Source organism: Achromobacter sp. KK8 (assembly GCF_054188005.1).
Genome location: NZ_CM135178.1, coordinates 5329839 through 5345525, shown reverse-complemented (window position 1 = coordinate 5345525; position 15687 = coordinate 5329839). Strand labels below are relative to the sequence as shown.

Below are 15687 nucleotides of genomic sequence, written 5' to 3'. Positions count from 1 at the left end.
TGCCGTCTTTGAACTGATTTGATCGCGCGCCGAGCGCGCTGCCCGCCATGAACAAAGCATTTGTCAAAGAATCCGACAACGAGGACGACGATGACCTGCCGCAGGCCCAGGCCTTGCCGGCCGGCACCAAGAACTACATGACGCCGGAAGGCTACGAGCGCCTGCGCGGCGAGCTGACGCATCTGATGAACGTGGAGCGGCCGGCGGTGGTGCAGGTGGTGTCGTGGGCCGCGTCCAACGGCGACCGTTCCGAGAACGGCGACTATCTCTACGGCAAGAAGCGCCTGCGCGAGATCGACCGCCGCATGCGTTTCCTGACCAAGCGCCTGGACATCGCCGAGGTGGTCGACCCGGCCGCCCAGCCGAACCGCGACCAGGTCTTCTTCGGCGCCACGGTGCTGTATTCCGACAAGGCGGGCGAGGACCACACCGTCACCATCGTCGGCGTGGATGAGGCCGAGCCGCTGGCCGGCAAGATCAGCTGGATCTCGCCGGTGGCGCGGGCGCTGATCAAGGCGCGCGAAGGCGACACGGTGGTGCTGCGCACACCAGGCGGGGTCGAGGAGCTGGATATCCTGGAAGTGCGCTACCCGCAGTAGCGCAACGGGCGGCGGCGCGGCGCGATTGCGTCGTTGCCGTTGCAGCCGCGCGCCCATGACGCGTCGCGGGTGTCGCGCGCTTGTCATGGCCGGGTCATGTCGACAGGGTAGCCTGCGGCCGGCGTCGCCCAAGGGGGTGGCGTCCATGCTTTTGGCTCCGATCCCCATGCCCGATTTCGCGCGATGAGATGCATCCCGGCACCGTTCCGTGTGCTGGCACTGGCAGGCGTGTGCCTGATGTGCCCGGACGCGCCTGCCCTGGCGGCGGACGCGGCCGGGGCGCGGCCAGCCAGCGCGCCGGCCGACCGCCTGGCGGGGGAACGGCATGACTACGCGCTGCCGGCGCAATCGCTGGGCGACAGCCTGGAGGCGATCGGGCATGCGGCCGGCGTGGCGGTGCTGACCGAGGAGCGCCATGCCCGCCGCCGCGCGCCGGCGCTGTCCGGCCGCTATTCGGTGCTCGAAGCCCTGCGGGTGTTGCTGGCGGGCTCCGGCCTGCGCATCCGCCAGACCGACGGCGCCGCCATCGTGGTGTATGAACCCGCGCCGGCCGCACCCGCCACGCCGGCCGCGCCCGTGGTCGCGGCCGGCGACATTCCCGGCGCCCGCGGCCGCGGCGCGGATTTCAGCGGCTATGTCGGACGGGTGCAGAAGGCCCTGCTGCGCACCTTGTGCGGCAATGCCAGCGCGCGGCCGGGGGCCTACCGGCTGGCGCTGCAATTGCGGCTGGACGACGCGGGCCAGGTGACCCGCCTGCGATTGCTCGATAGCACCGGCAGCGCGCGCGTCGATGCCGCCGTCACACGTGCGTTGCAGGGCATGGAGGTCGGCGCCGCGCCGCCGGCGGGCATGCCGCAGCCGGTGTCGGTGCTGCTGCTGCCGGGCGGCGCCAACTGTCCGGCCGCGGGTCGGCAGGCGGGGTGAGCGGCATGTCGATCCTGTCCTCGGCCCTGCTGCGCCTGCGCCTGATCGCCCGCTATGCGGAGCTGCGCCGCAGCCTGGAGCGCATCGTCGGCTCGCGCGACCAGGCCTCGGCGGCGCTGCACGAAACCTGGCTGCGGCTGGACACGGCCAAGCCGGCCAGCCCGGTGCTCAATCCCGACGCCTATCTGCTGCGCATGGCCGCGCGCATCGCCACCGATGACTGGCGCCGCAACCGCGAGCCGCTGGGCGACGACGAGCGCGAGGCGCTGCTGCAAGTGGCCGACGAGACCGCCGACCCCATGCGCGTGGTGGCCGCGCGGCGGGACGTGCAGGCGCTGGAGGCGGCCATGCAGGAGTTGCCGCCGCGCCAGCGCGCCATTCTGGCGGCGGCGCGGGTCGATGGCCTGCTCAACGCGGAGATCGCCGATCGCTTCCAGATTTCGGTGGCGATGGTGAAGAAGGAACTGGGCGCCGCCATGCGCCATTGCCGTGCGCGCCTGGCCGATAGCGACGCCGTGGCCAACGGCGAGCTTGTTGGCCGCCGCAAATTCTGACACGATGATCGGCGCCATGAATCCCCCCGACACCCCCGACCGCCTGCGGCGCGAAGCCGAGCAATGGTGGTTGCGCCTGCGCGACCGGGACGCCACGCGCGGCGACGCCGAGGCCTTCCGCCAATGGCGCGCCAGCAGCCCGGCGCATGGGCGCGCCTGGGACGAGGTGGCGCGGCTGTGGCAGGAGATGGGGCCCGCGCTGGCGCGGGCGGCCGCGCGCGAACCGGGCCTGGCGCATCCGCCGGCGCGGCGCGCCGGCCACGCGCCCCGCCACCCTGGTCGGCGCGCCTTCTTCGGCACGGCGCTGGCCGCCGGCGGCGCGGCGCTGGCGGTGTGGCCGCCGTTGTCGCTGTGGCCGTCGCTGCTGGAGTTCTCGGCCGACTTCCGCACCGGCACCGCCGAGCAGCGCGAACTGGCGCTGGCCGACGGCCTGCGCGTGCAGATGAACACCCAGACGCGCATCAACCGGCGCGCGGCCGAGGGCGGCGGCGCGGCCATCGAGCTGGTGGCCGGCGAAGCGCAGGTGCAGGCGGGTGTGGGCGAGGCGGTGGCGGTCTACGCCGGCGCCGGTGTCACGCATGCGCGCCAGGCGCGCTTGAACCTGCGCTACACCGGGCCGCAGGTCTGCGTCACCTGCCTGGAGGGACGGGTCGACGTCGAGCTGAATGGCCGCCGTCAGACCCTGGCGCAGGGGCAGCAGCTGTATTACGACCAGGCCGGCCTGCGCGAGGTGGCGGTCGCCGACCTCGGCGAGGTCGAAGGCTGGCGTAGCGGTTCTCTCAGCTTCTCGGGCCAGACCCTGGCCGAGGTGGTGGACGAGATCAACCGCTACCGTCCGGGCCGGGTGCTGCTGCGCAATGCCGAGCTGGCGACGCGGCGCGTGCGCATGCGCTTTGCCATCAACGAGACCGACCTGGCGCTGCGCATGCTGCGCGATCTTTACGGCGCGCAACTGACCCGCCTGCCGGGCGGCATCGTGCTGCTGAGCTGACCCGCCGCGGCCGGCCCATGCCGCTGTTACAAAAAACCTTCCTGATTCCGGTAGCCATTCCCGATCCGATCCGCGTCATTGGGATATGGGCCGCCGTCACGCGCCGCGAGGCAATGACGGCAGGCCGCTTCCCAATTGGCTACTCGGATCAGGATTGCCCGTCATGACATCGCCTTCCCGCAAGTTCCCCTTGGCCCGTTCCGCGGCGGCCAGCCCCTGGCGCGGACGGCTCAAGCCCGTGCCGGCGGCGTTGCTGCTGATGCTGGCGGCGGGGGGCGCCCAGGCCGCGCCCGCCGCGTTCAGCAGCGGCTGGTTCGCGGCCAAGGGCGCGACGCAGGCGCAGACGCAGGCCACCGGCCGCGCGCCCGATGGCAGCATCGCGGGCGTGCCGACGGCGGCGCGGCAACAGGCGCAGGCGCGCCAGCAGCTGCAGCATTCGCTGACCAACCTGAACCGCACCGCGGCCGCCATCGCGGCCCAGCAGGCGGCGCAGGCGGCCGCGCGCCAGGCCGCCGGCGGCGCGGCGCCGGACGGGCTGGTCGAGGGCGGACTGAAGGTCGACACGCAGGCGCTGACGCGCGGCTGGCTCAACGCGCAGGCGCCGGTCGCCAGCGTGGCGGACGGGCGCACCACGGTCACGGTGACGCAGACGGCGGACCGCGCCATCCTCAACTGGGAGACGTTCAACGTCGGCCGCAACACCACGGTGGATTTCCGCCAGCAGGCCGAGTGGGCGGTGCTCAACCGCATCAACGATCCGGCCGGACGTCCCAGCCAGATCCAGGGGCAGGTCAAGGGCCAGGGCACGGTGCTGCTGGTCAACCGCAACGGCGTGGTGTTCGACGGCGGCAGCCAGGTCAACGTGCGCAACCTGGTGGCGGCGGCCGGCAGGATCAGCGATGAGCAGTTCCGCGAGCGCGGCCTGTATGGCGCGCAGGGCACGACCGCCACGTTCACCGACGCGCTGGGCCGGATCGACGTGCGGCCCGGCGCGCGCATCGACACGCACGCGCCGGCCAGCGTGACGCAGGGCGGCGGCTACGTGCTGCTGGCGGGCAGCGAGGTCCACAACGCCGGCGCCATCACCACGCCGCGCGGCCAGGCGCAACTGGCGGCCGGCGACAGCTTCGTCATCCGGCGCGGCGTCGGCACCCAGGACAACACCCTGTCGACCACGCGCGGCAACGAGATCGCGCCGCGCCAGGGCGCGACCGGCGGCCTGGTGCGCAATACCGGCCTGATCACCGCGGCCGAGGGCGACGTCACGCTGGCGGGCCGCGAGGTGCGCCAGGAAGGCGTGGCGCTGGCGACCACCACCACGCGCACGCGCGGCACCATCCATCTGCTCAACTCCGCCGCCGACACGCAGGGCAGCATCGTGCTGGGGGCGCAATCGGTGACCGCGGTGCTGATCGATGACGACGGCAGCAGCGCGCTCGACAGCCAGCGCAGCGCCTTGATCAAGGAATCGGCCGAGCAGGACCTGCTGCGCCAGCGCGCGGCCTTTGGCGTCTTCGACAACCTGTCGCGCCTGTCGGACCGGCGCGACCAGTCGCGCATCGAGATCGTCAGCGGCGGTGACATCCAGTTCCAGGGCGGGGCGCTGGCGTTGGCCACCGGCGGGCAGATCGCGGCCAGCGCGACGCGCCGCAGCTTCGTCGCCGACGGCGCCGAGCTGGACGTGGCCGGCCTGGTGGGCGCGCGCATTTCGATGGAGTCCAACAGCGTCAAGGTCAACGTGCAGGGCAATGAGCTGCGCGACGCGCCGGGCAATCGCGATGCCGGCAAGCTGTTCAACGGCGATGTGTGGATCGACCGCCGCTCGCTGATCAAGGTGGCGGCCGGCACCGGCGGCTACGAGGGCGAGCGCTGGTACACGGCCGGCGGCTTGCTGGAAGTGGGCGGCTACCTGGGCAACCTGGGCCACGGCATCGGCGAATGGGCGGCGCAGGGCGGCACGGTCACGCTGGGCGGCAAGGAAGTGGTGGCGCAGGCGCGGGCGCGCATCAACCTGGCGGGCGGCACGCTCGACGTGGCCGAAGGCAGCGTCAACCTGAGCTGGCTGCGCGGCGCCGACGGCCGCCTGTACGAGGCGTCCACGGCGCCCGCCGACGTGCTCTACAGCGGCATCTACAAGGGCTACGAGGACCGCCACCAGCGCTGGGGCGAGAGCGCCACGCGCTATTTCGACAACCCGCTGCTGGCGCCGCGCACGCGCCTGGAGGCGGGCTACACGGTGGGCCGCGACGCCGGCCAGTTGCTGCTGTCGGCGCCGACCGCGGTGCTGGAAAGCGAGATCGTGGCCACGGTCTACGACGGCGTGCGCCAGACCCGGGCGCGCGAGGCGGCGGCCGATGGCTACCAGCAGGGCCATCTGGCGGTGGCGCGCGCGGGCACGCTGGCCTCCGGGCGCTATGGCGCCCTGGGCCGCATCGACGTCTACGCCACCGATGTGCGGCTGGGCCGCCATGGCGGCATCACGGCCGGCATGGCGGCGGACGACGCGCTCGATGCCGCGCGCATCGGCACGCTGTGGCTGGACGCGGCCACCTTGTCCGCGCGCGGCCTGGGCGGGCTGGACCTGGCCACGGCGGGCACGCTCACGGTGGCGGACGCGGTGGCCCTGGCCGATGGCGGGCGGGTGGCGTTGACCGCCGGCAGGATCGACGTGGGCGCCGGCCTGGCGGCGCGCGGCGGCGCCATCAGCCTGAGCAACACCTTCGTGTCGCCGGATGCGAGCGCCAAGCCGCGGGCGCTGTCCACGGCGGGCGCGGCCGCCATCGTGCTGCGCGATGGCGCGGTGCTGGACGCCAGCGGCCGCTGGGTCGACCTGCGGCGCCAGGAAGGCGCGACGCCGCAACTGGGGCGCCTGGACGGCGGCAGCGTGACGCTGGCCTCGCCGCATGCCATCACGCTGGAACGCGGCGCGCTGATCGATGTGTCGTCCGGCGGCGCGCTGTTGCAGAAGGGCGCGACGCGCGGCGGCAAGGGCGGCGATGTGAGCCTGCGGGCCGGCACGCCGGAAGTCGAGGGCGCGGCCAATGGCGCGCTGGCGATGGACGCGCAACTGCGCGGCTACGGCATGACGGGTGGCGGCACGCTGACGATCGAGCGCGATGGCGTGGTGCAGATCGGCGGCGCGCGCGAGGCCGCAGCCGACGGCGCGCTGTGGCTGGATCCCGCGATGTTGCGGACCGGCTTTTCGCACTACGACATCAACGGCCGCGGCGGCCTGCGGGTCGCGCCCGGCGCGGTGCTGGCGGTGGCGGCGCCGGTCTATCGCTATGGGGCGCCTGGCGCCGACGCCGCCGCGCTGCCGGAACTGTGGCTGCCGCCCGAATACCAGGACGATCCGGTCAAGGCGCGCCTGACGCCGCGCGCCGGCGCGGACCTGACGCTGCGTTCGCAGCGCATCGAGGACGGCGCCGACATCGTCATCGGCGCGGGCGCGCAGGTGATGGTCGATCCCGGCCGCGCCATCCGCCTGCTGGGCGGGGGCAACAGCCGCATCACGGTGGACGGCACGCTGCGGGCGCGCGGCGGCCGCATCGAGGCCGACATCGTGGCGCCGGATAGCGACCGGCGCGACAGCCCCGCGTCCAAGGCGCACAACCGCGCCATCTGGATCGGCGGCGGCGCCGTGCTGGACGTGTCCGGCCAGGCGGCGGGCGCGCTGGACGCGCAGGGCCTGCGCTACGGCAAGGCGCCCGCCGGCGGCAGCATTCTGCTGGGCGGCGCGCTCGACTGGGACGCCAGCGGCGCCGCCCCCGCCGCGCGCGACCTCGCCATCGTGATCCGGCCCGGCGCGCTGCTGGACGCCTCCGGCTCGCGCATCGCCATCGATGCCGCGCGCGGTAACGGGCTGGGCGCGCGTGACCTGGCCGGCGACGGCGGCCAGATCGTGCTGAAGACCACCTACGGGCTGTTCCTGGATGGCGAGATGCGCGCGTCCGCCGGCGGCGCCGGCGCGGCCGGCGGCACGCTGGCGCTGGCGCTGGAGACGCCGACCTTCCCGCTGTCGGTCAGCGTCGACGATGCCGTGCGCGGCGTGCGCGAACTGATCCTGTCGCAGACGACCCAGTCCAGTGGACTGGCGGCGAACCTGTCGCCCGGCCAGGCCGACCCGGCGCTGCGCCATGGCGCGGCGCGCCTGTCGGTCGAGCAATTCGAGGCGGGTGGCTTCGGTAACTTGTCGCTGCTGGTCAACGGCATCCTGGGTTTCGACGGCAAGGTGTCGCTGTCCGCCTCGCAGAGCCTGCGCATCTATGCGGGCAGCTATGCGGTGACCGACCGCGCGCCGGCGGATGTCGCGGTCAGCCTGGCGGCGCCGTACCTGCGGCTGGCGGGCGCGTCGCGCGCCAGGGGGGATGGCGTGACGCCCACGGTGGGATGGCGTGACGGTCCGTCGACCCGTGCCGGGATCGGCACTTTCACCGCCAGCGCCGACCTGATCGACGTGCGCGACCGCGTCGGTTTTGGCGCGCTGGGCGCAATCCGCATGGCCGACGGCTCCGCGGTGCAGGTCGACCGGCGCGGCTTCGATCAGGTGCGGCTCGACAGCCGCGGCGACGTGCGCCTGCTGGACGGCCAGACCGGCCGCGGCCTGTCCGGCGATGCCTCGACGGAATTGGGCACGGTGGGCGACCTGCGCATCACCAGCGCGCAGCTGTATCCGGCCACGGGCGCCAGCGCCACCATCTGGGCCGGCTACGCGCCGGGCCGGCGCCTGGAAATCCTGCGGCAGGCCGGCACGGATGCCGCGCCGCCGCTGTCGGTGTTCGGCAAGCTCAGCCTGGGCGCGGACACGGTGATCCAGGCCGGCACGATCCGCGCGCCGATGGGCGAGATCATGCTGGGGCAGGATGCGCTCCACGTCGACGGCGCGCGGGCCGCGTCGGTCGAACTGATGCCGGGCAGCCTGACCTCGGTCAGCGGCGCGGGCGTGATGGTGCCCTACGGCGGCACCGCCGACGGGCTGGCCTATACCTACGCGGGCAAGGCGCTGGAAATGCGCCAGCAGAATGCCGGTGGCATCGAGTTCACCGGCCGCGCGCTTACCGGCTACGCGGGCGCGGCGCTGGACCTGGGCGGCGGCGGCGACCTGCGCGGCGCGGCTTTTGTCACCGGCCGCGGCGGCTCGGTGGACATCCTGCGCACGCCGCTGGTCAACGCCAATCCGGTGTTCCGCCACAGCGCGGCCGGCAACCGCGTCTACGCCATCGTGCCGGGCTATGCCGGCCAGTATGCGCCGGTGGCGCCGGATACCGCCGGCAACGAGCCGGAGGTGGGCCAGACCCTGACGCTGGCGCAGGATGCGGGCGGACTGAAGGCGGGCGTCTACACCCTGATGCCGGCGGCCTACGCGTTGATGCCCGGCGCCTATCGCGTCGAACTGGGTGCCGAGACCCTGGCGCCGGGCGCCGCGCCGACGCCGCAAGGGTCGCTGGTGGCGTCCGGCTACCTGGGCGTGGCCAATACCGGCCTGCGCGCCGCGCTGCCGCGCCAATTGCTGCTGACGCCGGGCGACCAGGTGCGCAAGCACTCCGGCTACAACGAGATGAGCCACGATGCCTTCGTCGCCGCCGATGCGCAGCGCCGCGGCGGCCTGCGCGGGCAGATCGCGGCCGATGCACGCACGCTGCGCCTGAGCTACGGCCGCAGCGTGGCGCAAGATGGCAAGCCCATGCTGGCCTTCGACGGCTCGGCGAATTTCGCCGCCGCCAAGGGCGGCACGGACGGCACGCTGGAAGTCAGCGGCACCGGCATCGAGCTGCTGGCGGACGGCGTCGGCCCGACGGCGGGCTACAGCGGCGCGTCGTTGTCGGCGTCGGCGCTGAACCGCTTCAACCCGGTCCGCATGCTGATCGGCGGCACCGTGTCGCTGCGGCCTGGCGACAATTTCGCCACCTTCCAATCCACCACCAATACCGTCGACCTGCGCGCGGGCGCCACGCTGCGCGCGGCCGAAGTGTTCCTGGTCAGCGGCGCCACCTGGGGCGGCATCACGGTGGAGGAGGGCGCGAGCATCTCCACCATCGGCCGCGGCAAGCCGGCCTACGATTCGAGTTCGGGCCTGGTGTACGCGGCCGGCATGACCGGCGTGCTGGGGGTGTCGAACGGCTGGGTCAACCTGTTGCCGGCCAATCCCAATGGCACGCAGGGCCCCGGCTACATCAACGTCGGCGCCTGCGCCGGGGCATGCACCGGCGCCGCCACCACGCTGGCCGGCGAGGGCACGCTGCTGATCGCCACCGACAAGGTCTTCACGCTGGCGGACAACGCGCGCTATGGCGCGCGCAACCTGCTGCTGGCGATGTCGGCGCTGAACCTGGGCGATGCGGCGGCGCTGGCGCAGGCGGCCGCGCAGGGCGTCCTGCCCAGCGGCCTGGCCATGAACCAGGGCGTGCTCGACCGGCTGCTCAAGGGCAATGCCGGGCCGGGCATCCCCGTGGTCGAGACCCTGGTGCTGAATGCGCGCGATTCCGTCAACGTGTTCGGTTCCGTGACGCTCGACACCTCCGGCGGCAAGGGCGTGGGCCGGCTGGTGCTGGGCGCGCCCGCCATCTACGGCTATGGCGGCGCCGGCGATACGGCGGTGATCCGTTCGCGCGACCTGGTGTGGACCGGCATCTCGGCCCGACCGTTGAGCCAGACCGGCGAGTACGACCCCAGCATGCCCGGCGCGGCCATCGCCGACCGCCTGGGCGACGGGCGCCTGCAACTGGCCGCCGAACGCATCGTGTTCGGCTACGGCCCCGAGAGCCAGCCGCTGAACTGGCTGTCGGCCGACCGCCTGGCGCTGGGCTTCGCCGGCGTCGACCTGCTGGGCAGCGCCAGCGTCGGCGCCAACGGGCTCGGCACGCTCAAGGCCTATCATCGCCAGGGCGCGTATGAGGCGGGCAAGGGCTACGCCTACCGCGGCGGCGACCTGAATATCGTCACGCCGCTGCTCACGGGCGACGCCGCTTCCTCGCTCACGCTGGCGGCCGGCGGCGCGCTGACGCTGCGGCGTCCGGACGGCGCGCCGGTCCAGCCCGCCAACGCGGGCGCGCTGGGCGCCAAGCTGGCGCTGGAGGCCGGCTCGGTGGACCTGGACGGCACCATCGTGTTGGCCTCGGGCAAGCTCACGGTCAAGGCGCGCGACGACCTCCGCCTGGGCGCGCAATCGCGCCTGGATCTGTCGGGCCGCGAGGTCGGCTTCTACGAGCAACTGGGCTACACCTGGGGCGGCGACCTGGTGTTGGAGAGCGCCGCCGGCAACATCGAGCAGGCGGCCGGCGCGGTCATCGACCTGTCGGCGCGCCACCAGCGCGGCGGCACGCTGGCGGCGACGGCGCTCGGCGCCACCGCCGGCCGGGTGAACCTGGCCGGTTCGATCCTGGGCGGCGCGTCGGGCCAATATGACGCGGGCGGCACGCGGGTGCCGTACGACGGCGCCGAGATCACCGTGCGGGCGCAGGCGCTGGCGGACTTCGCCGGCCTGAACGCGCGATTGAACCAGGGCCAGGTGTTCGGCGCGCGCCGCTTCCAGACCAAGCAGGGCGACCTGACGGTGGGCGACGAAGTGCGCGCGCGGCAGGTCGCCATCACCGTCGACGGCGGCAATCTGACCGTGGCGGGGCGCATCGATGCCAGCGGCTTCCAGCCGGGCGTGATCCGCCTGGCCGCCAATGGCGACCTGACCGTGCTGGGCACGCTGGATACGCATGGCGCCGGCCTGCGCCGCGACAGCTACGGCAAGATCATCGACAGCCCCAACCGCGCGCTGGTCTCGCTGACCTCGCGCAACGGCACGCTGACCCTGGGGCCGGCGGCCGCCATCGACCTGCGCGCCGGCACCGAGGCCGAGGGCCATGACGGCGTGGCGCGCGGCACGCTCGACCTGAACGCGCGCCGGATCGGCGGCGCGGGGCCGCGCGGCGATGGCGCCGGCGCCAACGACGTGGCCCTGCGGGTGCAGGGCGCGCCCAGGGTGCGCGGCGCCGCGACCGTCGCGGTCAACGCCTTCCGCGAATACGCCGACGCGCCGCTGGCGGACACGCCCGATGTCTCGGGCAGCAAGCCGCAGCTGATCACGCAGGACATGCTGATCCGCATCGACGGCGACAGCCAGACCTTCATCAACGCCGCGCTGGGCAACGGCGCGCTGCGCGCGCGGCTGGCCGGGCTGGATGGCTACCGGCTGCGGCCGGGGGTGGACATCGTCAGCGATCCGCTGGTCAATCCCGCCGGCAACCTGACGGTGGCGGGCGACCTGGACCTGTCCGGTTTCCGCTACGGGCCGGGCGCCGACCGGCTCGATCCGGCGCGCCGCGGCTTTGGCGAACCGGGCGTGCTGAACATTCGCGCCGCCGGCGACCTGACCCTGCACGGCAGCATCAACGACGGCTTCGCGCCGCCGCCGGCCACGCCCGACGACCAGGGCTGGTATCTGGTCGAATGGCGAACCAAGCTGGGCGACGGCACCACGCCGTTCGGCAGCGACGTGGTGATTCCCATCGACGGCGTGTCGCTGGACAAGGGCACGGTCTTCCCCAGGCATGCGGTGCTGAACTACGACCTGCCCGCCGACGGCATGGCCCTGCCCAAGGGCGTGGCGCTGCCGGTCATGGCCGAGCTGGCCGGCTCGTATGTGCTGCCGGCCGGCATGGTGCTGGCGGCCGACGTGTACTACGGCGATGGCTCGCTGGCCTGGCGCGCCGGCACCGTGCCGACCGCCGACATCACGCTCAGCCCGGGCATGAAGCTGGGCGCCGGCACCGTGCTGCGCGCCGAGACGCTGGTGGCGGCGCTGACCTGGCCCAAGGGCGTGGCGCTGCCGGTGGCCATGACGGCCAGCGGCGTCGTGCCGCTGGCGCGCGGCGCCGTGATCCCGGCCCTGACCAAGGTCGAGTTGCCGGGAGACAAGCCGATCGACCTGCGTCCCAAGACGGGCGAGTTCCAGGGCGCCAACTGGGCCCTGGCGCCGATGCTGCCGCAGGGCGCGACCAGCTGGAGCCTGCAGCTGACGGCCGGCGCCGACCTGGGTTCGGCCGATCCGCGCGCCGTCGATCCGGCCTCGCGCGGTTCGCTGGTGCTGGCCGATTCGCATAGCTCGTCGCGCTTGAAGGTTACGCCGGGCGGCGTCGGCATGGTGTACGCGCCCAACGACTACGGCTATCCGGAAGGCGAGCCGGTCGATCCGGACTGGGTCAGCGATTGCGACATCCTGCCGGGACTGTGCGTGATCGATCCCAAGCGCATTTCGCTGGTGTGGGGACCCGCCGCCTACGACATTATCGGCGAGGTCGAAGGCACGCCGGTGCTGGAAGGCATGGAGGGCGTCTGCGACCTGGTGCCCGGCATGTGCAAGACCGAAATCGCGCCCATCAAGGACATCGTGGCGTCCAAGCTGCTGGCGCCGATGTTCAGCGTGGTGCGTACGGGCGCGGCGGACCTGGGCCTGACGGCGGCGGGCGACCTGCGCATGCCGTCGCCCTACGGCGTCTACACGGCGGGCACGCCGTCGGCCGCGCTGTTGCGCGCCGATGGCGTCGATCCCTACGACCAGCCGCGCGGCAAGCACGTGTTCGACGCCGCCGGCGGCAGTGAACGCGTGTCGCTGCTGGGGCCTCAGGAAGGCGACTACGCCGCCGCCAATGGCAGCTATCGCGCCTGGTATCCGGAGCACGGCGGCAATCTGGACATCGCGGTGGGCGGCGGCATCAGCGGCGACCTGTGGAGCGGATTGCGCGCGCCCGAACGCGCCCAGACCGCCAACGCCAGTGTCGGCAACTGGCTCTGGCGCCAGGGCTCGGACGCGCTGCCGGCGTCGTGGTGGATCAACTTCGGCGCCTATGCGGTGCCGATGGGCGTGACCGAGGCCAACGGCAACGAGCCCTATCTGGTCGGCTTCACCGGCTTCGGCACCCTGGGCGGCGGCAACCTCAGCCTGCGGGCGGGCGGCGATGCCGGCGTCATGGCGACGCGCCCGGCGGACATATACGGCGCGCGGCCGCCGCGCAGCCAGGGCCTGGCCGTCGCCGTGGGCAGCACCGGACGCGTGGGCGCCGATGGCGGCCTGACGCTGACGGGCGGCGGCGACCTGACGGTACGCCTGGGCGGCGCGTGGAATCCGGATTTCGACGCCACCCAGCACGCCACGCAGTACATGACCAACAGCCAGAAGCCGGATCTGGACGGCATGGTGACCAACCTGCGCGGCACCATCCAGATCGCCGCCAGCGCCATCGGCGGCGCCCGCCCGCTGTACCGCAAGCACTTCCTGCAGCAGCCCGGCCTGGAAGGCGACGCGCTGGATGCGCGGACGATCGACCCGTTCACGCCGACCCTGGCGGCCGCCAGCGGCGGCATCACGCTGGTGCCGGGCGATGCCGGCGTCTATCTGGAAACGCTGGGCGACCTGGTGCTGTCCGGCGTCTCCGACGCCGGCCGGGTGCGCACGCTCAACACCTCGGTGCAGTCGCCGGGCGCGGCCCTGACCGCCGGCGGCGGCCAGAGCTGGTTCACGCTGTGGACCCCGGCGACCGCGATCAACCTGTTGAGCGCGGGCGGCAACGCCACGCCGTCCACCGCGCAGGCCTACCTGCCGGAGGCGTCGCTGTCCGTCATCAACGGCGACGGCGTCACCGTGTACCCGTCGATTCTGCGGGTGACGGCGGCATCGGGCAGCATCTACTTCGGGCGTTCCATCCGGAGCGGAAACCCCGACGCCGCGTCTCGCGGCGGCCTGTTGCTGGCGCCGTCGGCCAGTGGCGAGCTGAGTTTCCTGGCGCGGCAGTCGATCTATGGCGGCGGCTCGCCGGTGAGCATGTCCGGGGCCGACACGGCGTTGCCGACGCCGTTCCAGCCCGCCTATGCCGGTTTCGACGCCAGCGGCGCGGTTCAGGCCGGCAAGCACAACCTCGGCATCGACGCGTCGGCGCCGTTCGGTCCGGACGTGCCGGTCAGTCCCGCGTCGAACTGGCATCCGCTGTTCGCCTTCGGGCCCGATACGCCGGGCGTCCGTCCGCTGCACGCGGAAGGCGGCGCGCCGGCCCGCTTCTACGCGGTGCGCGGCGACCTGGTCGGCCTGAGTCCCGGCATGGCGGCGGACTTCGGGCCGCAGTCGAACCGCACGATCCTGCACTGGCTGCGCGCGGCCACGCCGGTGCGGGCGCTGGCGGGACGCGACATCGTCGCCCTGGACGGCACCTTCCTGCACAATGGCCCGTCCGACGTATCGCTGCTGCGCGCCGGCCGCGACATCTGGTATGCCGACGTCAAGGTGGCCGGTCCCGGCCTGCTCGACGTGATCGCGGGCCGCAACCTGCTGCAGGAAGACCGCGCCAGCATCGTCAGCGTCGGTCCGGCGCTGCGCGGCGACCGGCAGCCCGGCGCCAGCATTGCCATCACCGCGGGCGCCGGCGCGGCCGGCCCCGACTACGACGCGCTCGCCAGGCTGTACCTGGATCCGGCCAACCGCGCACTGGCCGGCCAGACCCTGTCCGGCCAGCCTGGCAAGGTGGTCCACACCTACGAACGCGAACTGGCGGACTGGCTGCGCAGGCAGGACGGCTTCAGCGGCAGCGACGCCGAGGTGCTGGCGCGCTTCGAGGCGATGCCGCTGGCGCTGCGCCAGGGCTTCCTGCGTTCGGTGTATTTCGCCGAACTGCGCGCCGGCGGCCGCGAGTACAACGATGCCCAGGGGCCGCGTCCCGGGTCGTATCTGCGCGGCCGTCAGGCCATCGCCGCGCTGTTCCCCGAGGGCGCGGCGCGCGAAGGCGGCATCGCCATGTCCGGCGCTTCGGGCGTGCGCACCGTGGCCGGCGGCTCGATCCAGCTGCTGGCGCCAGGCGGCCAGATCGTGGTCGGCGTGCCGGGCATCGCGCCGCCCGGCAGCGCGGGCCTGATCACGCAGGGACAGGGCGACATCCAGGTCTACTCGCAGGGCAGCCTGCTGCTGGGCCTGTCGCGGGTGATGACGACCTTCGGCGGCGACATCCTGGCGTGGTCGGCCGAAGGCGACATCAACGCCGGCCGCGGCGCCAAGACCACCGTGGTCTACACCCCGCCGCGGCGCGAGTACGACGCGATGGGCAACGTCGTCATGGCGCCGCAGGCGCCGTCCTCGGGCGCCGGCATCGCCACGCTCAACCCGATTCCGGAAGTGCCGCGCGGCGACATCGACCTGATCGCGCCGCTGGGCACCATCGATCCGGGCGAGGCGGGCGTGCGCAGTTCGGGCAACGTCAACGTGGCGGCGCTGCACGTGGTCAACGCGGCCAACATCCAGGCGCAGGGATCCAGCGCCGGGGTGCCGGCGGCAGCCGCGGTGAATACGGGCGCGCTCAGTTCGGCCAGCGCGGCGTCCAGCGCCGCGGCGGCCTCGGCCGAGAACGACGCGGCGCGCACCCGGTCGGCGTCGCGGCAGTCGCAGCCGTCCATCATCTCGGTGCAGATCCTGGGCTATGGCAATGAGCCGGCGCCGGGCGAGGGCGCGGCGCCGGCTGCGCCGGCGGGCGCGTCGGCGGTCTACGACCCGGCCAGCGCGGTGCGGGTGCTGGGGCTGGGCGAGCTGCCGGCGCAGGCGCGCCAGCAACTGACCGAGCGCGAGCGCGACAACCTGGGTCCGCTGTAG

Annotated in this window: 6 protein-coding genes; all 6 read left to right on the top strand. The window is 73.4% G+C overall.

Features of this window, described 5'->3' with window-relative positions:
• Positions 1-47 precede the first annotated feature (47 nt).
• Positions 48-599 carry a transcription elongation factor GreB gene (gene greB, locus ACVN9Z_RS24600; RefSeq protein WP_053501199.1) on the top strand — a complete coding sequence of 184 codons (552 nt, stop codon included), beginning with the start codon at positions 48-50 and terminating at the stop codon, positions 597-599.
• Positions 600-809: 210 nt separating this feature from the next.
• Positions 810-1523 carry a TonB family protein gene (locus ACVN9Z_RS24595; protein WP_054482086.1) on the top strand — a complete coding sequence of 238 codons (714 nt, stop codon included), beginning with the start codon at positions 810-812 and terminating at the stop codon, positions 1521-1523.
• 5 nt (positions 1524-1528) lie between these two features.
• Positions 1529-2077, top strand: a complete 549-nt coding sequence (locus tag ACVN9Z_RS24590; protein WP_107315841.1) for an RNA polymerase sigma factor — start codon at positions 1529-1531, stop codon at positions 2075-2077.
• A 16-nt stretch (positions 2078-2093) separates the two neighbouring features.
• On the top strand, positions 2094-3068 hold the full coding sequence (locus tag ACVN9Z_RS24585; RefSeq protein ID WP_223203195.1) for a FecR family protein: 975 nt from the start codon (positions 2094-2096) through the stop codon (positions 3066-3068).
• A gap of 17 nt (positions 3069-3085) precedes the next feature.
• Complete coding sequence (locus ACVN9Z_RS24580; RefSeq protein ID WP_155512474.1) at positions 3086-3235, top strand: hypothetical protein; 150 nt, start codon at positions 3086-3088, stop codon at positions 3233-3235.
• Positions 3232-15687 carry a filamentous haemagglutinin family protein gene (locus ACVN9Z_RS24575; protein WP_458212765.1) on the top strand — a complete coding sequence of 4152 codons (12456 nt, stop codon included), beginning with the start codon at positions 3232-3234 and terminating at the stop codon, positions 15685-15687. The genes ACVN9Z_RS24580 and ACVN9Z_RS24575 overlap by 4 nt, the downstream gene beginning before the upstream one ends.

Coding starts and splice junctions, on each gene's coding strand:
- ACVN9Z_RS24575 (WP_458212765.1), top strand. CDS start 3,232: ATGACATCGCCTTCCCGCAAGTTCCCCTTGGCCCGTTCCGCGGCGGCC.
- greB (WP_053501199.1), top strand. CDS start 48: ATGAACAAAGCATTTGTCAAAGAATCCGACAACGAGGACGACGATGAC.
- ACVN9Z_RS24585 (WP_223203195.1), top strand. CDS start 2,094: ATGAATCCCCCCGACACCCCCGACCGCCTGCGGCGCGAAGCCGAGCAA.
- ACVN9Z_RS24590 (WP_107315841.1), top strand. CDS start 1,529: ATGTCGATCCTGTCCTCGGCCCTGCTGCGCCTGCGCCTGATCGCCCGC.
- ACVN9Z_RS24580 (WP_155512474.1), top strand. CDS start 3,086: ATGCCGCTGTTACAAAAAACCTTCCTGATTCCGGTAGCCATTCCCGAT.